Source organism: Alphaproteobacteria bacterium, assembly GCA_040220875.1.
Taxonomy (GTDB): domain Bacteria; phylum Pseudomonadota; class Alphaproteobacteria; order JAVJVX01; family JAVJVX01; genus JAVJVX01.
The window spans coordinates 312,837-331,802 of sequence record JAVJVX010000006.1; the positions used below are offsets into that span (position 1 = coordinate 312,837).

The window sequence follows — 18,966 nt, forward strand, 5'->3', positions numbered from 1 at the left end:
TTCGGGCGTCGTCAGGACGCCGTCGCCATGTCGTCACGCCGGGACTGTCCCGCCCCCGCGTGCGCGCTCAGATATGTGTGAATGTTTCGCGCCGCATCGCGTCCGTCGCGGATGGCCCAGACAACCAGCGAGGCGCCCCGGACGATATCGCCGGCGGCGAACACGCCGTCCACCTCGGTCATCATGGTGCGGTGGTTGATCTTGATGGTGCCCCACCGGCTGACCGCAAGCTCCGGCGCGCCGAACAGGGTGGGCACGTCTTCAGGATCGAAGCCGAGAGCCTTGATGACCATGTCCGCGTCGACCGTGAAGCTCGAACCCTCGATGATCTTGGGCGACTGCCGGCCGGAACTGTCGGGAACGCCAAGATGCACCCGGGCGGCGCGTACGCCGGTCACGACCTCGTCACCGAGGAAAGCCTCGGGCGCCGACAGCCAGAGGAATTCGACACCTTCCTCCTCGGCGTGCTGCACTTCCCGCAGCGAGCCCGGCATGTTGGCGCGGTCCCGGCGGTACAGGCATTGCACCGATTTGGCGCCCTGACGCACCGAGGTGCGGACGCAGTCCATCGCCGTATCCCCGCCCCCGATCACCACCACGCGCTTGCCTGCGGCATCGAGCGCGCCATTGTCGAACTCCGGCACCTTGTCACCCAGCCCCTTGCGGTTGGAGGCGATGAGAAAATCAAGTGCGGGGAAAATGTTGCCAAGCCCGACACCCGGCGCCTTGATGTCGCGGGCCTTGTAGACGCCCGTCGCAATCAAAATCGCATCGTGCCGATCACGCAACTCCTCGAGCGTGGCATTGCGGCCGACCTCGAACTCGCACCTGAACTTGACGCCGGCCTCCGCGAGAAGGTCGACCCGCCGTTCGACAACGTATTTCTCCAGCTTGAAATTCGGGATGCCGTAGATCATCAGGCCGCCCATCCGGTCATAGCGGTCGTAGACCGTGACCTGATAGCCTTGCTTGCGCAATTCTTCCGCCGCCGCGAGCCCGCCCGGGCCGCCGCCGATGATGCCGACGGTCTCTTCACGCTCCTGCGCCGGCTTCACCGGTTTGACCCAGCCCTTTTCCCACGCGGTGTCGGTGATGTATTTCTCGACTGAACCGATCGTCACCGTGCCGTGGGTCGATTGCTCGAGCACGCAACTGCCCTCACAAAGCCGGTCCTGCGGACAGATGCGGCCGCAGATCTCGGGAAAATTGTTGGTCGCCTGGGAAACCTCGTAAGCTTCCTCCAGCCGGCCATTGGCGGTCAGCATCAGCCAGTCGGGAATGTTGTTCGATACCGGGCAATGCACCTGGCAGAACGGGATCCCGCACTGCTCGCAGCGCGAGGACTGGGCCGCCGCCTCGTCGGCGGAGAACTCCTCGTAGATCTCGCCGAAATCGGCGCGCCGTGTCTCGGCCGCCCGCTTGTCCGGCATCCGCGACGGGAGATCGACGAATTTGAGCATCTTTTCGGCCATCGGATCGGGTCCTCCGGTCTGTCGTTCCTGCGCGCCGGCTCACCGGCGCCACAGTCGACGGTATCGGTCTCGGTTGGGTTGCGTTGAGTTTCGCTTCTCGGTCTTGCTTTATCGGTTCCAGCCGCGTTGCCTGTCCCGGCGGCAAGCCCCGCTGCCATCCGCGCCAGGCACGCCGGCCGCCTTGCTTTCCGGGCCCGCTTTCGGGGGCCGGGGCCGCGTTTCGCCCCCATGCTGGATCGGTATCATCATTTGCTGCCGCCCCGCTTGCGCCCCAATCTAGCTTTCCAGGGCGGCGGACGCTATCTAAAACCAGATGATAGGTCAAGGTTTCTGACTTATTTCAGAGTCTTCACAGCAATTCGGTATTTCAGAGGCGGTTTCATGCCGTTTTTTAGAAGATACCCCATCTTGATAGTCCTGTTTCGAGACTATCAAGATGGCCGGTCGCATGGGAACATCGAACCGTCCGGACTATGGCCGGCGCGGCGGGGGTGCTAAAAGGCGACCGCGCCGGTTGCGGGAGACGGGAAACCGGGGCTGCGGAAAAGGGGGGACATGTCGGATCTTCAACTCGCCGTGCTGGCGCTGGTCCAGGGGATAACGGAATTCCTGCCGATCAGCTCCTCGGGGCATCTCGTGCTGGTGCCGGTCTTCATGCGCTGGCCCGATCAGGGGCTGACCATCGATGTTGCGGTTCATGTCGGGACCCTCGCGGCGGTGGTGCTCTATTTCCGGCGGGATGTGGCCCGGCTTTTCCTTGGCGCCTGGACGGCCGTGCGCGGCCGGCGGGGGCCGGAGGCCCGTCTTCTCGGGTTCTGGCTTCTGGCCAGCCTGCCGGTGATGGTGGCGGGCTTCTTCCTCGCCAAATATGCCGGCGAGATTCTCCGCAGCGCCGCCCTGATTGGCTGGACCACCCTGATCTTCGGACTGGTCCTATACCTGGCCGACCGGTTCACGCTGCGTATCCGGCGCCTCGAACACCTGACGATGGCTCATGCCCTGGTGATCGGCCTGCTGCAATGCCTGGCCCTGGTGCCGGGGACCAGTCGGGCGGGCATCACCATCACGGCGGCCCGGCTTCTGGGTTACGAGCGCACCGAGGCGGCACGATTTTCGATGCTGCTTTCCATACCGGCCATTCTGGGGGCGGGCGTTCTCCTGGGCGAGAGGATCGTCGCCTCGGGCGACGTTGCCCTCGGGCTGGACGCTCTCGTGGCGGCCGCGCTCGCGGGCGTGGCGGCGCTGGTCGCGATATCGCTGATGATGGCCTGGCTGCGCCGGGCGAGTTACACGCCCTTTGTCCTCTATCGTATCGCCCTGGGCGGGGTCATCCTGTGGTTTGTATACGGTGGCGCCCTCTAGGTGACCGGCGCGCGGGTCAGTCGGCCGCCCGGCCGAGACGCTCCGCATTGCCCCCGCCCCGCCGGTAGCGCGCGAGATAGGCCGGCACAAACCCCTCGATGGCATTCGCGGTCAGTCCAAGCTCTTTCAGGCCCGGGCTGCCGGGGCTGGCCACATTGTCCGATTTGAGCAACTCCACCTGATCGCGGGTTAGCGGCGGCACGGGCAGGAATTCAGCGAAAAACGCCATGATGCGGGCGAGACGGTACGGAACCGGCACGAGAAACCGGCGCCGGCGCGTCCATCTCAGAACGAGCCGCATGAGCTCGGTGAAGGTGTAGGTGTTGGGGCCGCCGAGTTCATAAATACGTCCCCGGGCCGCCGGGTCCGCGAGCGCCGCCGACACCGCATCGGCCACATCGCCCACATAGACAGGCTGAAATTTGGTGTGGCCGCCACCGATCAGGGGCAGGGCCGGAAGGAACTGCGCCATCAGCGCGAAGCGATTAAAGAAATCGTCTTCCGGCCCGACCAGGATGCTGGGTCGCAGGATGGTGGCTTCGGGAAAAGCTTCCCGGATCGCTCGCTCGCCGCCCGCCTTGCTGCGGGCATACGCGGCGGGCGAGCGCAAATCCGCGCCGATGGCGGAGACGTGCACGAGCCGCCGGACATTGGCCCGGGCCGCCGCCTCGGCGACATGGGCCGCTCCGTCACGCTGGACGGCATCAAACCCGTACCTGCCCGTCTCATAGAGAATTCCCACCAGGTTCACGACCTCGTCCGCGCCGGCCAGGGCGGCGGCGACCGATCCCGGATGGAGCAGATCGGTCCGGCGCAACACCACCTGACCGACATTGCCGGCGGTTTTCAGATAGAGCCCTTCCTCGGGATGGCGCACGGCCACGGTCACCACCTTCCCCTCGGCCGCGAGCTGGCGGACGACGTAGCGCCCGAGAAAGCCCGTACCGCCGAAAACCGTGACCTTTGTGGCTGACCCGACCATACCCTGCACCCTATCAGAAAAAGCCCCGGCCAGGCTGCCGGGCCGTGGTTGGCATCCGGGAAACCGGGTCCCGTGACGGTTCAGGGTTATATAAGGGTTCCGGCGCGAGGTGAGAACCGTCGATTGACAGGCCAGCCGCGGCGGCCTACCACCCGCCGGACCCGGGCGGCGCGGCAAGTCTGTCGTCTGCCCGGATTTAGCCATATCATCGGGCTAGTTCATACCCGACGGTCAGGAAAGCGCGGTCAGGACAGCGCGCGTAGGAAAGCCATGTCGAAGCCAAGCGGACAATACACCCTGCATCGGGGCGACCTGCCGGCCGGGCTGGTTTTCGGTGCCAGCGTCGCGGTCGATACCGAGACCCTCGGGCTCAACCTGGCGCGGGACAAGCTGTGCCTGGTTCAGCTTTCCTCGGGCGACGGCACAGCCCACCTCGTCCAGCTCGACCGCGCCACCTATGACGCGCCGCGCCTCCGGGCCCTGATGGCCGACCCCGATGTGACCAAGATATTCCATTTCGCCCGGTTCGACATGGCCGCCTTCGCCCATTATCTCGACGTGATGCCCGCGCCCGTCTTTTGCACCAAGATCGCCTCGCGCCTCGTCCGCACCTATACGGACCGTCACGGGCTGAAGGATCTTTGCCGCGAGATCCTTGGCCAGGAGATTTCCAAGCAGCAGCAATCCTCCGATTGGGGAGCCGACCAGCTTACGGATGAACAGATGCGCTATGCGGCGAGCGATGTGCTCTTTCTTCACAAACTGAAGAGCTGGCTGGAGGACCGTCTCGCGCGCGAGGGGCGGAGCGAGCTGGCGGCGGCGTGTTTCGATTTCCTGCCGGCGCGGGTCCGGCTTGACCTGACGGGCTGGCCGGAAGAGGACATTTTCGCCCATTGATCCGGGCAGAACCGGGCGACGGGCCGATTGACGCCGAGGGATGAGGGGGGCAGATTGAGCGCGGGCCCGCCACGTGACCGAGCGGCCCGCCACACGAAAGGTGGCAGCGACCTTATGAGGGGCAGAAGCACAACCAACCCATCGGCCGGGGCGCAGTCTGCGGCACCGGCATCGCCGGATGCGGACATCGCGGCCGGCGCCCGCGTGCTCATGCTCGAAGCCTCGGCCCTCACCCGCCTTGCCGAAACGCTGGGCGACAGCTTTGTCGCGGCGCTCGACCGGCTTGGCGCCGTCAAGGGGCGCGTGGTCATCACCGGAATCGGAAAGAGCGGTCATGTCGGGCGCAAGATCGCGGCCACCCTGGCATCCACCGGCACGCCGGCAATGTTCGTTCACACCGCCGAGGCCAATCACGGTGATCTGGGCATGATCACGGCCGGGGACGCGGTTCTCGTTCTGTCGAACAGTGGCGAGACGGAGGAGTTGCAACCCCTGATGGCCTTCACGCGCCGCTTCAAGATTCCGCTGATCGCCATCACAAGCCGCCCCGACAGCTCGCTGGCCCGCTATGCCGACACGGTCCTGGCCCTGCCCGACGCGGCGGAGGCCTGCCCCATGGGGCTGGCTCCAACCACATCGACGACCCTGATGCTCGCGCTGGGCGACGCGATCGCCATCAGCCTGCTGGAACGCAAACTGGCGCGCAACGAATTCTCGCCAAACAAATTCCGCATTTTTCACCCCGGTGGCAAGCTGGGCCGCAGCCTCCTGCCGGTGTGCGATCTGATGCACGGCGCGGACGAATTGCCCCTCGTCACCGACGAGCAGGCCATGTCCGACACACTTCTCGTGATGACGCAAAAGAGGTTCGGATGTGCCGGCGTGGTGGACGGCGCCGGCCGGCTTATCGGCATCATCACCGACGGTGACCTCCGGCGCCACATGGACAACCGCCTGCTGGATCTCGGCGTGCGCGAAGTCATGACCCCCTCTCCCAAGACCATCGCCCCGGATGCGCTCGCGGCTGAAGCACTCGGCCTGATGAATGAAAGCGCCATCACCAGCCTGTTTGTGGTCGAGAGTGAAAAACCCGTGGGCATCCTGCACATCCATGACTGCCTCAGGGCCGGCGTCGCCTGATATGTCCAAGACGACTGAACGCGAGAGGTCCGGCGAAGGCAGGCCACCCTCGCGGCGCCCGGGCGCACGGGGACTTCTCGTCTACAGCCGGTTCGTCGGCGCCATGCGGTGGCTGTTACCGGTCGTCGCCCTCGGCCTCATTCTCCTTGTCGCACTCTGGCCGCAACTGAAGATGGACGAGGACGAGTTCCGGATCGGGTTTGCCGCGCTCGACATGATGGATGTCACCCGCGACGAAATGTTAAACCCGCGCTACACGGGCGTGGACGAGGAGGACCAGCCTTTTTCCGTCACAGCCAGCAAAGCCATTCGGGCGCAGAACGACGCGAGCCTGATCGAACTGGACAAACCGCAGGCGGACATGACGCTGGACAATCAGGCCTGGGTCTCGGTCACGGCGCGGGAAGGCATCTACAATCAGGACAGCCAGGTTCTGGACCTGTCTGGAGAAGTCGCGATCTTTCATGACGGCGGCTACCAGTTCCACACGGAAAGCGCGCGTCTCGACCTGAACCGGAAGACCGCCAGAGGCGAGGACCCGGTCACCGGACACGGCCCGCTGGGTCAGATCGTCTCGGACGGGTTTTTTATCGACCACAACAAGAGTCGGGTCCATTTTACCGGGCAGGCGAAGCTGATCGGCCGCTTTGGCCAGTCCCGCAGCAACAAGAGTTGACGTCAGGATGACCGACATGCGACCGCGAAACCGCCGCTTGCTGCCGGCCCTGTTCCTGGGCCTGGGGCTGGCCCTGGCCTGGACACCCGGCGCGACTCCCACGCGGCCCGCCCTGGCCCAGGGTGTCGGGCTGGAGGCGCTCGGCAGCGCGGACGCGCCCATCGAGATCAACGCGGAAAACGGCATCGAATGGCACCGCGACCAGAAGGCCTATTTCGCCCGCGGCAATGCATCGGCGAAACGGGGCGAGGTCACGGTGTTTGGCGATACGCTGACGGCGCATTATCGCGAGCTCGCTTCGGGCGATACGGAAATCTGGCGCCTCGAGGCGGACGGCAATGTGCGAATCACTTCCCCCGACGAGACCGCCTATGGCGACCACGCGATCTATGACGTCGACACCAGCGTCCTTGTGCTGACGGGCGACGGGCTGAAGCTGGTTTCCGCCGATTCCGTCGTCACGGCGGAAGATTCGCTGGAATACTGGCAGGCCCGCCAGATGGCGGTCGCGCGGGGCGACGGGACGGCGGTTCGCGACGGCCGGACCCTGTCGGCGGAAGTGCTGGTTTCATTCTTCCGAAAGACCGAGGCGGGCGAGACGGTACTCGAGCGGATCGAAGCCTTTGACAATGTGGTCGTCAACACGGACCAGGACCGGGCCGCCGGCAACCGGGGTGTTTATGACACTGCCTCGGGCGTGGCCCATCTTTATGGCGATGTGGTTCTCACCCGAGGCAAGAGCCGGCTAAGCGGCGAATACGGGACAATCGACCTCGATAGCGGCGTGAGTCGCCTGCTGCCCGCCCCGGATCAGGCCGGCGGGAACCGGGTCACGGGGGTCATCGTCCCCCCGCCCCGCAAGGCGCCGGACGCCGCGCCCGCGGCCGAAGCCGCTGAATAGGGCCACGACTCGGCGAGACCAAGCTTGATCCCGGGCGCAAAGCCTTGCAAAGATGCTGTTAACCGCTTCTCTGCAAACTTGGTGCCAACCTGCGCTATACCCCTTTTTAGGGACAAGGACGCCGATCGCATGACATCTGGACCGCCATGCCGGATTTAGCCGCAACGCCGCCCGCAGCAGCCTCGGGCGCGGACCAGGGGCCTCATCTGGTGCGCGAGAACCTCGGACTCGTCGCCCATAACCTGGGCAAGTCTTTCAAGAAACGGCCCGTGGTGCGCGGTGTCAGCTATTCGGTCCAGCGCGGCGAGGCGGTGGGGCTTCTCGGCCCCAACGGCGCGGGCAAGACCACCTCGTTCTACATGATCACCGGCCTGATCTCTCCCGATTACGGGACCGTCACCCTGGACGGCTACGATATCACCCGGCTGCCGATGTACCGCCGCGCCCGGCTGGGCATCGGGTATCTGCCCCAGGAGGCCTCCATCTTCCGTGGCCTGACGGTGGAACAGAACATCCGTGCCGTTCTCGAGCTGACCGAGCCCCTGCCTGAACGCCGCGAGGGGCTGCTCGACCAGTTGCTCGGCGAATTTTCCATCACCCATCTCCGGCGCACGCCGGCGCTGGCCCTGTCGGGCGGTGAGCGGCGGCGCGTGGAGATCGCCCGCGCCCTCGCCGCGCAGCCGCGTTTCATCCTTCTCGATGAGCCGCTGGCCGGCATCGACCCTATTGCCGTCGCCGAAATCCGGGATCTGGTCTCGCATCTCAAGGACCGGGGCATCGGCGTGCTGATCACGGATCACAATGTGCGCGAAACACTCGACATCGTCGATCGGGCCTACATCATGTTCGAGGGGGCCGTGCTGATGGAGGGGGAACCGTCCGAGATCGTCGCCCATCAGGACGTGCGCCGCGTCTATCTCGGCGAAAAATTCAGTCTTTGACGGCGGTGTAACGCACATGGCGATCACCACTCGCTTGGACCTGAGGCAAAGCCAGTCGCTGGTGATGACGCCGCAACTGCAGCAGGCGATCAAGCTGCTGCAGCTTTCAAACATCGAGCTGGCCGCGTATGTCGAGCAGCAGCTCGAGGAAAACCCTCTGCTGGAACGCCAGGGCGATGACGGCGACCGCCAGGACCGAGGCGATGGACCCGAGGCCGGGGCCGTGCGGGAAACGGAGCGGGACGGCCCCGATGAGGGGGTGATGGCTACCACTTCCGATTTCGAAAGCACCGAGACGGCGGGCGATAATCTGTGGAGCGGCGACAACGATGCCGCGAGTTTCCGCGAGGAAGACTCGTTCCTTTCCCTCGCGAACTGGGGCCCGGCCGGGGCCGCCGGTCCCGGCGGCGGGCGAATGGATTTCTCCGCGCCGACGGGTGGCCTCGAGGACAATCTCACTGAAGGCCTTTCGCTTCGCGACCACCTGATGGCCCAGGTAAATATGGACCTCACCGATCCGGTCGATCGCCTGATCGCGGCCGATCTGGTCGAGCGGCTGGACGAGGCCGGCTATCTGACGGGAGAGCTTGAGGCGACCGCGGAGCGCCTGGGCTGCCCCGTCGCGCGGGTCGCGGAAACCCTGGAGAGGCTGCAGCGCTTCGACCCGCCCGGCATTTTCGCGCGCAACCTCGCCGAATGCCTGGCGATCCAGCTCAAGGACCGGGACAGGTTCGATCCGGCAATGGCCGCCCTGGTCGCGCATCTCGACCTCCTGGGCAAGCGGGACAAAAAAGCACTCATGAAATGCTGCGGCGTGGATGCGGAGGATTTCGCCGACATGGTCGCCGAAATCCGGGCACTCAACCCCAAGCCGGCGCTCGCTTTCGACACGATCAGCGCCGAGCCGGTCACGCCGGATATCCTGATGCGTCCGCGCCAGGATGGTGGCTGGCACATCGAACTCAATACGGACACGCTGCCGCGCGTTCTCGTCAACAATCGCTATTATTCCCAGATAAGCAACAGCACGAGCGACAGGAAAGCCAAGCAATACATTACCGAACAGCTTCATTCGGCAAATTGGCTCGTCAAGGCGCTGCACCAACGGGCCAAGACGGTCTTGCGCGTGGCCGAGGAAATCGTGCGCCAGCAGGAAAAGTTTTTCACAAATGGCGTCGGTGGCCTCAAGCCGCTCGTGCTGCGGGACATCGCGGAAGCGATCGAAATGCACGAAAGCACAGTCAGCCGCGTTACCACGAACAAGTATATCGAAACACCGCGCGGCATTTACGAGCTTAAATATTTCTTTACCACGGCAATTCCGGGCGCGGCGGGCGAGAGCGCCCATTCGGCTGAAGCAATCCGCCACCGGATCAAGATGCTGATCGATAAAGAGACCGCCGAGACCGTCCTGTCCGACGATCGCATCGTGGCGATCCTCAGGGGGGAAGGGGTCGAGATCGCCCGGCGGACGGTGGCCAAATATCGCGAGGCCCTGCGGATTCCCTCGTCGGTGGCCCGGCGGCGCGAGAAAATGTCTGCATTCTGAATGAGTTAGGCAAAGCCAAGCGAGAGTTGACTCCCCCTCGCCCCGCACCTATGGTCGCGCCGCCCTGGCCAGGGGCCCCCTGGCGGCACCCGGCCTGTCGAGCCAATCTTCGAGCAAGTCATCCATGCAGGTTTCTGTCAAAGGCAAGCAGCTTGACGTCGGGGACGCTTTGCGCACCCACATCACCGAGGCGGTCGAAGCCGTCACGGCGAAATACTTCGAGAACCCGATGGAATGCACCGTGGTGCTCTCCAAGGAGGCGCACCTCTTCCGATCGGACATTCAAGCGCATATCGGGCGAGGAATCCTGATTCAAGCCCACGGCGAGGCGGCCGATCCCTATGCAGCGTTCGACGCGGGGGCAAGCCGCATCGCGAAGCAGCTCAGGCGGTACAAGCGCCGCCTGCGCGACCATCACAGAAACCACGGCGACGTGGTGGGGCTGCCCGCACAGCAACGCGTGATCGCGCCACACCAGGACGAAGACGAAAACGAAACGGCGGAAGAGGCCGGCAACGACGGACCGGTCATCGTGGCCGACATGGAAACGGCCGTGGAGACGTTGAGCGTGAGCGAAGCCGTGATGCGGATGGAACTCGCAGATCTGCCGGCAATGATGTTCCGCAATAAGCAAACCGGGGGGATCGGTATGGTCTTCCACCGGCCTGACGGCAATATCGGCTGGGTCGAGACGGACCTCGCAAAACTGTCGTAGCGGAAAACCGGAAAGGTTTTATCCTTGGATATGCACGACCTGATTACGCCCGATGGCGTCATCTCGGACCTGAAGGCAGGCAGCAAGAAGCAGGCCCTGCAAGAGCTCGCCCGCAAGGGGGCCGACCTGACGGGGCTCGATGAGCGCGAAATTTTCGAGGTCCTGCTGGAGCGCGAGAGGCTGGGGACAACCGGCATCGGTTCCGGCGTGGCGATCCCGCACGGGAAGCTGAAAGGGCTGGACAGGATCTATGCCATCTTCGCGCGGCTGGAACGGCCGATCGACTTCGATTCGATCGACGATCAGCCGGTCGACGTCATCTTTCTTCTGCTGGCGCCGGAAACCGCGAGCGCCGATCACCTCAAGGCGCTGGCGCGAATCTCCCGCCTGCTGCGCAATCAGGGCATCTGCGACAAGCTGCGCGGATCGAGTGGCGGGGATGCGCTCTATGCCGTGCTGACGAGCGAGGCGACCAGCAACGCCGCCTGACCCGCGCCAGGAACTGGCGCGGGCGGCGAGCCCTCTAGTCTCGTTTTTTCCGGAACCGCTAGTGGACGCTCACGGGATCGAGCCCGTGCTGCTTGACAGCGGCGAATGCGAGGTCGCGGCTTTCAGCCATCCCCACAGCGTTCCCGTCGGCCGTGTGAATGACGAACTGGATCCGGCCATCCACCATCTGCGGCGCCACGTAGGCGAGGCTTTCCATGCCCAGGGCAGCGAAATCCTGGGCCGTCAGACCCTTCAATGCGTCGGTCGTATTCAACATATCGTGCTCCTTTCAGGCCCTGTTACAGCGGCCTCTCTTTGCCGGCCCGCCCACGCGGCGCCGGCCTTCACTTTCGCCTCCCCATTTCGTTCGATTTGACGGCGTACGGTTTTGCTTCCCCCGGCGCTCAGCGCCGGACGCCGCCCTCGTTTGTCACGTTGAGCGCACGGCCCCGGCCGTCACCCGCGGCCGCGCCGGCCCGGATATGGATCGAGCGCGGCGCCTTTTCCACCACCGGCCGCACCAGCGTCACGTTCAAGAGACCGTCGGAGAGATCCGCGCTTTCCACCTCGATCCCGTCGGCCAGCACGAAGGCGCGCTTGAACTGCCGCGCCGCGATGCCGCGATGGATATAGACGCGGTCAGGCTCCTCGGCCTGCTGCCCGGCGATCACAAGCTGGTTGTCAACCACGGTCACCGCCAGGTCGTCCGCCCCGAACCCCGCCACGGCCAGCGTGATCCTGAGATGTTCGGGACCCACCTGTTCGACGTTGTAGGGCGGGTAGCCGTCGCTGGACGCCTTGCTCACCCTGTCCAGGGCGCGTTCGAACTGGTCGAACCCAAGAAGAAAGGGGCTATCGAATAAAGACATCCGCGCCATGCACCCGTTCCTCGATCATTGTCGTCGCTCGGCATTACATTTGGGAAAGAATGGCGCGTTTTCAAGTACCTATAAGGCACTGATTTATAATCTCTATTCCACGTTTCGCGTGAAACCGTGTCCTGAGCCCGGGCTTTCCGGCGGGCGGGATCCGGCAAGCCGCGCCGCCTCATCCAGGAGCCGGCGCACCTCGTCATCCCCGACCTGCGGGAAATTCTCGTAGAACATGCTGATCGCACCGAAACGCGATGGCTGTTCGAGACATTCAATCCGGTCCGCCTCGGATTCGAGTGCCGCTACGGTTTCGGGCGGCGCGACGGGAATGGCGAGGATGATTTCGCGCGGGCCCGCGGCTCGCACGCTTTGCAGCACCGCGCGCGTCGTTGCGCCGGTCGCGATGCCGTCGTCGGCGACGATGACGGTCCGGCCGGCCAGGGGAATACGCACCCGGCCGGCCAGATAGGCCCGGCGGCGACGTTCGATTTCCGCCAGTTTTTGTCGCTTTTCCATTTCGAGCCAAGTCTCGTCGATGTCCAGCAGGCGCGCGACATCCACGTTCACGATCATCTGCGGATTGTCCCCGTCCGCCACCGCCGCCACGGCGAGTTCCGGCTGCGCGGGGGCGCCGATCTTGCGCACCAGGACGAGGTCGAGCGGTGCGGCGAGGGCACGGGCGATCTCAAGGCCGATCGGCACACCGCCGCGCGGCACCGCCAGCACCACCGGCGATTTCGCGGCAAGCGGACGCAGGCGCTCGCCCAGCTCCCGGCCTGCTTCCTCCCGGTCCCTGAACATGTGCTAAACCTCCGTCGCCAGAACGAGATGGGCGCGAGACCCCGCGCCGGCCAGGCTCACGACCTCGTCCAGGGCGCCTGGCTTCGCAAAAAGATGGGGCGCACCGACCACGATCTCGAGCCGGCGGGCGCCATCTTTTTCCCTGCACGGCGGGGTGGGATGGATGCTCAACCCATGACAGCCGGCGGCACGTTCCGGAATGACCCAGATCATTTCGCTCCCCCGCGCCCCATGGCGAAGATGGCCCATGGCGAAGGTGGCCCATGGCGAAGGTGGCCCATGACGAAGACGGCGACGACATCGGCCCGGCCTGCCATCCCGGCCAGAGGGTCGATCAGGCCATCTCCTACGGTCGGGCGCATGGGAACGGATGAAGCGGCCCTGTTCGCGCTGAGCGAAAGCCGGGCCTTCGGCGAGGCGATGGCCGCACATCTCGGCCTCGGCCTCGCACGCCATGAAGAGCGGCACTTCGACGACGGCGAACACAAGATCCGGCCGCTCGAAACGGTCCGTGGCCGGGACGCCTACATCGTGCAGTCGCTCCATGGCGACCCGTGCCTGAGCGGTAATGACAAGCTTTGCCGGCTTTTGTTTTTCGCAGCCACGCTCAGGGATGCCGGCGCCCGACAGGTGACCCTCGTCACCCCCTATCTGTGCTATGCGCGCAAGGACCGCAGGACCAAGAGCCGTGATCCGGTGACGACGCGCTACGTCGCCCAGCTCGCGGAGGCGATGGGGGCGGACGCGATCGTGACGATCGATGTCCACAATCTTGCCGCCTTTCAGAACGCCTTCCGCTGCCCGACCGTGCATCTCGAGGCGGCCGGTCTGTTCGCGCGCCATTTCGCGGCACGCGAGTCAGATGCGCCCCTTGTCGTGGCCTCCCCCGATATCGGCGGCATCAAGCGCGCCGAATCCTTCCGCCTTGTTCTGGAGGCGGCAAGCGGGCAGCCCTGCGGCAGTGCCTTCATGGAAAAACGCCGCAGCGCGGGCGTGGTCAGCGGCGAGCGGCTCACCGGCGACGTCCGGAATGGGACGGTCATCATTCTCGACGATCTCATCAGCACCGGCGGCACGATGCTGCGCGCGGCCCGTGCCTGCCGCGACGGCGGCGCACGGCGCGTTTTCGCGGTCGCCACGCACGGGCTCTTCATGCCAGGCGCGACCGAGGTGGTCGCGGACCCGGCCTTTGACGGTTTTGTGATTACCGATACCGTTCCCCCCTTCCGGCTCGATCCAGCGCTCGGGCAGCGCAAGGTGACGGTCCTGACCGCCGCGCCGCTTTTTGCCGAGGCCATCGGGCGGATGCACGCCGGCGGGTCGGTGACCGCGTTGTTCGAACCCTGAGCGCAGCCGTTCGCCCGCAGGGGGTGAGCCGGGCGGTCAGGCCGCACCCTGGGCGAGCGCCATATCACGCCCGGCCAAAGTCAGGTAACGCCCGGCCAGACAGGACCATTTTGCGGGGTCGGGACCCGAGGCGTCATCGAGATGCCAGACCGAGATCTTGGCCCGGATGCCGGCCCGCACACTCTTGTGAAAATGGATCAGCGCGGGCGGGGGCCGGTCGCCGGTCTCGGCGCCGTAAGTCTCGAAAAGCCAGGGGCCGATTTCGGCCGCGCCCAGAAACGCGCATTCCATCGCCAGATAGGCAAGCTCGTCGGCCGGATCGATGATGCGGAACGCGCGATTGAATTCGAGACAATCGGTCACGAGCGGCCGGCGGCCGAGATAGACGTGCTCGGGACGCAGGTCGCCATGGCCCTCGACGATGCGCCCGGCCGCGACGCGGATGCGAAAGAGCTCCGCCGCGCCAGCGAGAAACGCCTGCTGCGCCGCCAGAACCGGCCTCGCCAGCTCGGCGCTTACGCCGTAGCGCCGGTCCGAGAGGACAGCCAGGTTCTCCTCGATCGTGTCATGAATCCGGCCCACATACACCTCGGCCGCGATCGGCTCGACCGGCGCCTTTTGATAGAACCCGGCAAGGAGACGGGCCAGGGCGACGATGTCGGGCCTGCGCACCTGCCCCGCACCGATCCGGCTTTTCAGCGTTCCCGCCTCAGGCAGCCGGCGCATCCGCACGAGCCAGTCCACGGCCACCCCCGGGCCGTCGAGCGCCAGCCCGCGGGGGCCCTCATCCGTCAGGGCAGCCACGCCCAGATAAACATCGGGCGCGAGCCGGCGATTGAGACGGACCTCCTCCTCGCAAAAGAACCGCCGTGCGGCGCTGGTCCCGAAATCCAGAAACGACCATGTGACCGGCTTCTTGAGCTTGTAGGCGTAATCGTCGGTAAGAAAGACCCAGGACATATGGGTTTCGACCACGTCGATCCGGCGGGGGTGGTCGGGATAGGCGCCGGGATCGCGCAGGAAGGCCACCTTTCGCGCCACCGGCACGGTTTCGCGGGCGGGATCACGCGCCGGCCCCGTCGGCTCAGGCATGCACCTGGATTTCGTTCAGCACCTTATCAACGCCAAAGACATACCAGGCATCGAATCCCGCCATATCGCGCTCCGAATCGGTCGGCACCAGCCCGGTCAGCCGCGCGACCCCGTGACGCGCGGCAATCCGGATCTGGGAAGCATCGACGAACGGGTCCTTCTCGAGAACGATGCGGACGGCCTCGACAATCGCATGATCCGAATCGGTCTCCTCCGGCTCGACGGCGATGCCGTTGATCACATCCCGGCTGCCCGGCACCCACCAGGCCAGCACCCCCGCGAGGCGCTTGCGGACGAGGCCGGGCAGGGCGCCGTTCAGCGTAACGACGCCGTCGGCAACGGCGATCTCGAGGTGGCCCCGGGGCGCAACGGGCGCGCGGGCCATCTCCCTCTCGCCGTTGCCAAGGATGCCTATGGCGCACTCGCCGAAGGCAGACTCCTGCAAAAAGGCGTCGCAGACATGCCGGGCGATTTCCCGGTCCCCCATCGGGGCCGCCGGGCGCACGTGGAGGCGGTCGAGGATGCCCTCGACCCCGGCCGTGCCAGCCGCCGCTTCGAGGGCCAGCTTCTTGACACTGATGTCGGCCACCTCGCCGGTCATGGTGAGGGTGCCGCCATCGAGCGCGAGCCGGATCGACGAGGCCCTGGCGCCGATCGCCGCTTCGCTCGCAAGCGCGTGGCGCACCCGATCGAGAATTTCCTGCCGTTCCACCACGCCTGGCCTTTCCGCGCACCCTGTTTTCAAGGATGAGCCGGCCGAGCCGATGTCGCGCTGATCTGCGTCAAAGGACGGGCGTCAGGCGTCAAATGCGGTTTGTCGAAGAATATTGAGGAGGAGGATGGAGGAGGATGGTGGTGGAGGAGGGGGATGGTGGAGCCAAGGGGATTCGAACCCCTGACCTCTACACTGCCAGTGTAGCGCTCTCCCAACTGAGCTATGGCCCCGTCCGCAATATCCGCCCCGACTTTAGCGGTTTTTTCCCCGGGCGGCTATTTTTCGTGATCGTGGACGCTGGGCTTGACCCCGACGCCGACATCGTCATCTTCGCCGAAGTCTGAGGTGTCTTCCATAACCGACTCTTCCTCGTCATCGTCCTGATCGTCGATATCGGCCTCCTCGAGATCGATATCGATACCGTCGTCACTATCGTCACTGTCCGCTTCCGGACGAGCCTTCTTGGGCTCCGCCTTTTCCACCGGCTTCGGCTTCTTCGGTTTGACGGCCTTGAACTTGAACTCCGCGCCGCATTTGGGACAGAGCGGCGGAACTTTGTTCAGGTCATAAAACGGAGCGCCGCAGGCCTGGCAACCGCGCTTCGTGCCTAGCTTGTCCTTGCCCAAAAGGTCCTCTCCAACTGTTTCCGGACAGAAGATTCCGGGCCAATCGAGTCCGGTAAGCCAATTGCCATGATCCGCCGCAAGTGTCAAAAGTAAAATCCGGGGCGCCGGCAAGCCGTCTGTTGGGCCATCTTGCCTGAACGTGAAAGGAGCGTTTCCCTGACTGCTCAGCCACTCACCGCCGCGCCGTCGGGCCCGCTTTCGGGCGATGCCGCCGTGCCGGGCGACAAGTCCATTTCGCACCGGGCGCTCATCATGGGCGCCCTCGCCATTGGCGACAGCGAGATCACGGGCCTGCTCGAGGGTGATGACGTGCGCCGGACCGCGCGCGCACTGGAAGCCTTCGGCGCGCGCATCGCGCGCGACCCGGATGGCGCCACGTGGCGGATCCGCGGTGTCGGCATAGGCGGGCTTCGCGAGCCGGCGGATGTACTCGATCTCGGTAATTCCGGTACCGGCGCGCGCCTGCTGATGGGTCTCGTCGCGAGCCATCCGATACAGGCGGTCTTTACTGGTGACCAGTCGTTGCGCCAGCGCCCGATGGGGCGCGTGACCGCACCGCTCGAGAAAATCGGCGCCGTTGCGATGACGCGCCAGGACGGGCGCATGCCGGTCACGATTCGGGGCACATCCAGCCCCGTGCCGATTGCCTACGCGAGCCCCGTCGCGTCTGCGCAGGTCAAATCGGCGGTGCTCCTGGCCGGTCTCAACATCCGCGGCCGCACCACGGTGATAGAGTCGATACCGACACGCGATCATACCGAACTGATGTTCCGTCATTTCGGCGTCGAGGTGACGACCGAGCCGGCGCCCGAAGCCGGCGACGCAGCGCTCGCGGTCACCGTAACGGGGCAGCCCGAGATCACCGGTCGGACGGTGACGGTGCCGGCCGATCCCAGCTCGGCCGCTTTCCCGATCGTTGCCGGGCTGGTGGTGCCGGGATCGTCGGTCCGGCTCGCCAATATCGGCCTCAACCCGCTGCGCACCGGCTTTCTGGATACGCTCGAGGAGATGGGCGCCCATATCGTCGTCGAGAACGACCGGCGGGCGGCGGGCGAGCCTGTGGGCGATTTGCACGTCAGCTTCGGGGAACTGCGCGGTGTCGATGTGCCGGCGAGCCAGGCCGCGCGCATGATCGACGAGTATCCCGTCCTCGCCGTCGCCGCCGCCTATGCGCGGGGGACGACGCGCTTCAACGGGATCGGCGAATTGCGGGTCAAGGAAAGCGACCGGATCGCCGCCATGATGAAGGGGCTGGTCGCCGCCGGTGTCCGGGCCGAGGCGGGCGAGGATTGGATGGAGATTCACGGCACCGGCCAGCCGCCGCGTGGCATTGCGGAAGGCGCTCCGCCCATCGAGACCCGCCACGACCACCGGATCGCGATGGCCTTCCTCACGCTGGGGCTGGGCGCCGAAAACGCCGTCACCGTCGATGACGGGGCAATGATCGAAACCAGTTTTCCCGGTTTCCAGGCGGTCATGCGCGGGCTGGGGGCGAAGATCACCGACGGCCGGAAGGAACCCTAGGCCATGGGGACAACAGACGGCCAGGAGCCGCCCCTGGTGATCGCCATCGACGGCCCCTCGGCCGCGGGCAAGGGCACGGTGGCGCGAAAGCTCGCGGCTCATTACCGGCTCGCCTATCTCGACACGGGCAGCCTGTACCGCGCCACGGCCCTCAGGCTGCGCCGCGCGGGGCACCCGGCCGGGTCCGACCCCGCCCCGGCCGAGGCGGCCCTGGCGGCCAGGTGCGTCGAGCCGGCTGATCTGGTGGATCCGGAACTCCGCCACGAGGATACGGGCCGGCTGGCCTCGCGGGTGGCCGCGATCCCCGAGGTGCGCGCGGCGTTGCGCGATTATCAGCGGGATTTCGCCCGAAACCCGCCGAAATCAGCCCTTTTGCCGGCGGAAGCGGGAAACGGCCCGTCCGGCCGGCCCCGGGGCGCGGTGCTGGACGGGCGCGATATCGGCACCGTGGTCTGGCCCGAGGCGTCCATCAAACTGTTCGTGACGGCGCGCCCGGAAGTTCGGGCGGACCGGCGGCTCAAGGAGTTGCAGGACCGCGGGGTCGCCGCTATAAAGGCCCGCGTTCTGGCGGACCTCGTGGACCGCGACAGTCGGGATAGCGAGCGGGCCGTATCGCCCCTCAAGCCCGCGGAAGACGCGTTCGTTCTCGACACCAGCGAGATGGACGCAAACCAAGTCTTCGACATGGCTGTGCAGCATATCTCCGCCACGCTGGACCAGGACATCTGATCCCCTCTTTGCTCCGGATCACACCTGCCGCCCGACAGGCGCGCCGGTCGCCCGACTGGCGAGAGGGAGACAACCGCAACCCAAGACCCCCGGAGACAACCGGGTGGCCCGAATAGAAACGAACAAAGGAAATTTT

At 65.6% G+C, this 18,966-nt stretch carries 21 protein-coding genes and 1 tRNA gene; 12 read left to right on the plus strand and 10 right to left on the minus strand.

The window, feature by feature from the left end; genetic code table 11:
* Window positions 1-11 precede the first annotated feature (11 nt).
* On the minus strand, window positions 12-1,472 hold the full coding sequence (locus RLQ26_07480; protein ID MEQ9088565.1) for an NAD(P)-dependent oxidoreductase: 1,461 nt from the start codon (window positions 1,470-1,472) through the stop codon (window positions 12-14).
* A gap of 555 nt (window positions 1,473-2,027) precedes the next feature.
* On the opposite strand from RLQ26_07480, the gene RLQ26_07485 reads away from it, so the two are divergent.
* Entirely contained in the window at window positions 2,028-2,834 is an 807-nt protein-coding gene (locus RLQ26_07485; GenBank protein ID MEQ9088566.1) for an undecaprenyl-diphosphate phosphatase, read from the plus strand.
* Between the two features lie 16 nt (window positions 2,835-2,850).
* Here the strand turns inward: RLQ26_07485 and RLQ26_07490 are convergent, their stop codons facing one another.
* Entirely contained in the window at window positions 2,851-3,816 is a 966-nt protein-coding gene (locus tag RLQ26_07490; protein ID MEQ9088567.1) for a complex I NDUFA9 subunit family protein, read from the minus strand.
* 270 nt (window positions 3,817-4,086) lie between these two features.
* Between RLQ26_07490 and RLQ26_07495 the strand changes: the two genes are divergently transcribed.
* The 8 genes from RLQ26_07495 to ptsN all read left to right on the plus strand — a co-directional run bounded on the left by RLQ26_07495 (window position 4,087) and on the right by ptsN (window position 11,124).
* Window positions 4,087-4,713, plus strand: a complete 627-nt coding sequence (locus RLQ26_07495) for a ribonuclease D (GenBank protein ID MEQ9088568.1) — start codon at window positions 4,087-4,089, stop codon at window positions 4,711-4,713.
* A gap of 114 nt (window positions 4,714-4,827) precedes the next feature.
* Window positions 4,828-5,853 (plus strand): KpsF/GutQ family sugar-phosphate isomerase, encoded by a 1,026-nt coding sequence (locus tag RLQ26_07500; protein MEQ9088569.1) that lies wholly within the window; start codon window positions 4,828-4,830, stop codon window positions 5,851-5,853.
* A 1-nt stretch (window position 5,854) separates the two neighbouring features.
* Window positions 5,855-6,529 carry an LPS export ABC transporter periplasmic protein LptC gene (lptC, locus tag RLQ26_07505; protein ID MEQ9088570.1) on the plus strand — a complete coding sequence of 225 codons (675 nt, stop codon included), beginning with the start codon at window positions 5,855-5,857 and terminating at the stop codon, window positions 6,527-6,529.
* Between the two features lie 16 nt (window positions 6,530-6,545).
* Window positions 6,546-7,430 (plus strand): LptA/OstA family protein, encoded by an 885-nt coding sequence (locus tag RLQ26_07510; protein ID MEQ9088571.1) that lies wholly within the window; start codon window positions 6,546-6,548, stop codon window positions 7,428-7,430.
* Between the two features lie 146 nt (window positions 7,431-7,576).
* Complete coding sequence (gene lptB / locus RLQ26_07515; GenBank protein ID MEQ9088572.1) at window positions 7,577-8,371, plus strand: LPS export ABC transporter ATP-binding protein; 795 nt, start codon at window positions 7,577-7,579, stop codon at window positions 8,369-8,371.
* Between the two features lie 16 nt (window positions 8,372-8,387).
* The gene (rpoN, locus tag RLQ26_07520; GenBank protein MEQ9088573.1) at window positions 8,388-9,920 is read left to right on the plus strand and encodes an RNA polymerase factor sigma-54; all 1,533 of its coding nucleotides are present in this window, start codon (window positions 8,388-8,390) and stop codon (window positions 9,918-9,920) included.
* Window positions 9,921-10,044: 124 nt separating this feature from the next.
* Entirely contained in the window at window positions 10,045-10,635 is a 591-nt protein-coding gene (raiA, locus tag RLQ26_07525; GenBank protein MEQ9088574.1) for a ribosome-associated translation inhibitor RaiA, read from the plus strand.
* 24 nt (window positions 10,636-10,659) lie between these two features.
* Window positions 10,660-11,124 carry a PTS IIA-like nitrogen regulatory protein PtsN gene (gene ptsN, locus RLQ26_07530; GenBank protein MEQ9088575.1) on the plus strand — a complete coding sequence of 155 codons (465 nt, stop codon included), beginning with the start codon at window positions 10,660-10,662 and terminating at the stop codon, window positions 11,122-11,124.
* Window positions 11,125-11,182: 58 nt separating this feature from the next.
* On the opposite strand, the gene RLQ26_07535 is transcribed toward ptsN, so the two are convergent.
* The 4 genes from RLQ26_07535 to RLQ26_07550 all read right to left on the minus strand — a co-directional run bounded on the left by RLQ26_07535 (window position 11,183) and on the right by RLQ26_07550 (window position 13,010).
* The gene (locus RLQ26_07535; protein MEQ9088576.1) at window positions 11,183-11,401 is read right to left on the minus strand and encodes a DUF1150 family protein; all 219 of its coding nucleotides are present in this window, start codon (window positions 11,399-11,401) and stop codon (window positions 11,183-11,185) included.
* Between the two features lie 127 nt (window positions 11,402-11,528).
* Window positions 11,529-12,002: an Hsp20 family protein gene (locus tag RLQ26_07540; protein MEQ9088577.1), complete on the minus strand. Its 474-nt coding sequence runs from the start codon at window positions 12,000-12,002 to the stop codon at window positions 11,529-11,531.
* A gap of 93 nt (window positions 12,003-12,095) precedes the next feature.
* Complete coding sequence (locus tag RLQ26_07545; protein ID MEQ9088578.1) at window positions 12,096-12,797, minus strand: phosphoribosyltransferase; 702 nt, start codon at window positions 12,795-12,797, stop codon at window positions 12,096-12,098.
* 3 nt (window positions 12,798-12,800) lie between these two features.
* On the minus strand, window positions 12,801-13,010 hold the full coding sequence (locus RLQ26_07550; protein ID MEQ9088579.1) for a hypothetical protein: 210 nt from the start codon (window positions 13,008-13,010) through the stop codon (window positions 12,801-12,803).
* A 147-nt stretch (window positions 13,011-13,157) separates the two neighbouring features.
* Between RLQ26_07550 and RLQ26_07555 the strand changes: the two genes are divergently transcribed.
* A complete protein-coding gene (locus tag RLQ26_07555) occupies window positions 13,158-14,144 on the plus strand; it encodes a ribose-phosphate pyrophosphokinase (GenBank protein ID MEQ9088580.1) in 987 nt (328 codons plus the stop codon).
* A 36-nt stretch (window positions 14,145-14,180) separates the two neighbouring features.
* Here the strand turns inward: RLQ26_07555 and RLQ26_07560 are convergent, their stop codons facing one another.
* From RLQ26_07560 to RLQ26_07575, 4 genes are all read right to left on the minus strand, one after another.
* Window positions 14,181-15,236: a hypothetical protein gene (locus tag RLQ26_07560; GenBank protein MEQ9088581.1), complete on the minus strand. Its 1,056-nt coding sequence runs from the start codon at window positions 15,234-15,236 to the stop codon at window positions 14,181-14,183.
* Window positions 15,229-15,948 (minus strand): BON domain-containing protein, encoded by a 720-nt coding sequence (locus tag RLQ26_07565; GenBank protein ID MEQ9088582.1) that lies wholly within the window; start codon window positions 15,946-15,948, stop codon window positions 15,229-15,231. The genes RLQ26_07560 and RLQ26_07565 overlap by 8 nt, the downstream gene beginning before the upstream one ends.
* 157 nt (window positions 15,949-16,105) lie before the next feature.
* Window positions 16,106-16,181, minus strand: a tRNA-Ala gene (locus tag RLQ26_07570).
* A 45-nt stretch (window positions 16,182-16,226) separates the two neighbouring features.
* Window positions 16,227-16,664, minus strand: coding sequence for an FYDLN acid domain-containing protein (locus RLQ26_07575; GenBank protein ID MEQ9088583.1), 438 nt, complete (start codon window positions 16,662-16,664; stop codon window positions 16,227-16,229).
* 42 nt (window positions 16,665-16,706) lie between these two features.
* On the opposite strand from RLQ26_07575, the gene aroA reads away from it, so the two are divergent.
* Complete coding sequence (aroA, locus tag RLQ26_07580) at window positions 16,707-18,101, plus strand: 3-phosphoshikimate 1-carboxyvinyltransferase (GenBank protein ID MEQ9088584.1); 1,395 nt, start codon at window positions 16,707-16,709, stop codon at window positions 18,099-18,101.
* A 3-nt stretch (window positions 18,102-18,104) separates the two neighbouring features.
* Window positions 18,105-18,830 carry a d(CMP) kinase gene (locus tag RLQ26_07585; GenBank protein MEQ9088585.1) on the plus strand — a complete coding sequence of 242 codons (726 nt, stop codon included), beginning with the start codon at window positions 18,105-18,107 and terminating at the stop codon, window positions 18,828-18,830.
* Window positions 18,831-18,966: the final 136 nt, after the last annotated feature.

Bases quoted from the DNA above. Each gene is read 5' to 3' on its own strand.
- RLQ26_07555 (MEQ9088580.1), top strand. From the start codon at position 13,158: ATGGGAACGGATGAAGCGGCCCTGTTCGCGCTGAGCGAAAGCCGGGCC.
- raiA (MEQ9088574.1), top strand. From the start codon at position 10,045: ATGCAGGTTTCTGTCAAAGGCAAGCAGCTTGACGTCGGGGACGCTTTG.
- RLQ26_07535 (MEQ9088576.1), bottom strand. From the start codon at position 11,401: ATGTTGAATACGACCGACGCATTGAAGGGTCTGACGGCCCAGGATTTC.
- RLQ26_07490 (MEQ9088567.1), bottom strand. From the start codon at position 3,816: ATGGTCGGGTCAGCCACAAAGGTCACGGTTTTCGGCGGTACGGGCTTT.
- RLQ26_07550 (MEQ9088579.1), bottom strand. From the start codon at position 13,010: ATGATCTGGGTCATTCCGGAACGTGCCGCCGGCTGTCATGGGTTGAGC.
- RLQ26_07585 (MEQ9088585.1), top strand. From the start codon at position 18,105: ATGGGGACAACAGACGGCCAGGAGCCGCCCCTGGTGATCGCCATCGAC.
- RLQ26_07510 (MEQ9088571.1), top strand. From the start codon at position 6,546: ATGCGACCGCGAAACCGCCGCTTGCTGCCGGCCCTGTTCCTGGGCCTG.
- RLQ26_07560 (MEQ9088581.1), bottom strand. From the start codon at position 15,236: ATGCCTGAGCCGACGGGGCCGGCGCGTGATCCCGCCCGCGAAACCGTG.
- RLQ26_07540 (MEQ9088577.1), bottom strand. From the start codon at position 12,002: ATGGCGCGGATGTCTTTATTCGATAGCCCCTTTCTTCTTGGGTTCGAC.
- RLQ26_07545 (MEQ9088578.1), bottom strand. From the start codon at position 12,797: ATGTTCAGGGACCGGGAGGAAGCAGGCCGGGAGCTGGGCGAGCGCCTG.
- lptC (MEQ9088570.1), top strand. From the start codon at position 5,855: ATGTCCAAGACGACTGAACGCGAGAGGTCCGGCGAAGGCAGGCCACCC.
- lptB (MEQ9088572.1), top strand. From the start codon at position 7,577: ATGCCGGATTTAGCCGCAACGCCGCCCGCAGCAGCCTCGGGCGCGGAC.
- RLQ26_07485 (MEQ9088566.1), top strand. From the start codon at position 2,028: ATGTCGGATCTTCAACTCGCCGTGCTGGCGCTGGTCCAGGGGATAACG.
- RLQ26_07495 (MEQ9088568.1), top strand. From the start codon at position 4,087: ATGTCGAAGCCAAGCGGACAATACACCCTGCATCGGGGCGACCTGCCG.
- rpoN (MEQ9088573.1), top strand. From the start codon at position 8,388: ATGGCGATCACCACTCGCTTGGACCTGAGGCAAAGCCAGTCGCTGGTG.
- RLQ26_07500 (MEQ9088569.1), top strand. From the start codon at position 4,828: ATGAGGGGCAGAAGCACAACCAACCCATCGGCCGGGGCGCAGTCTGCG.
- RLQ26_07480 (MEQ9088565.1), bottom strand. From the start codon at position 1,472: ATGGCCGAAAAGATGCTCAAATTCGTCGATCTCCCGTCGCGGATGCCG.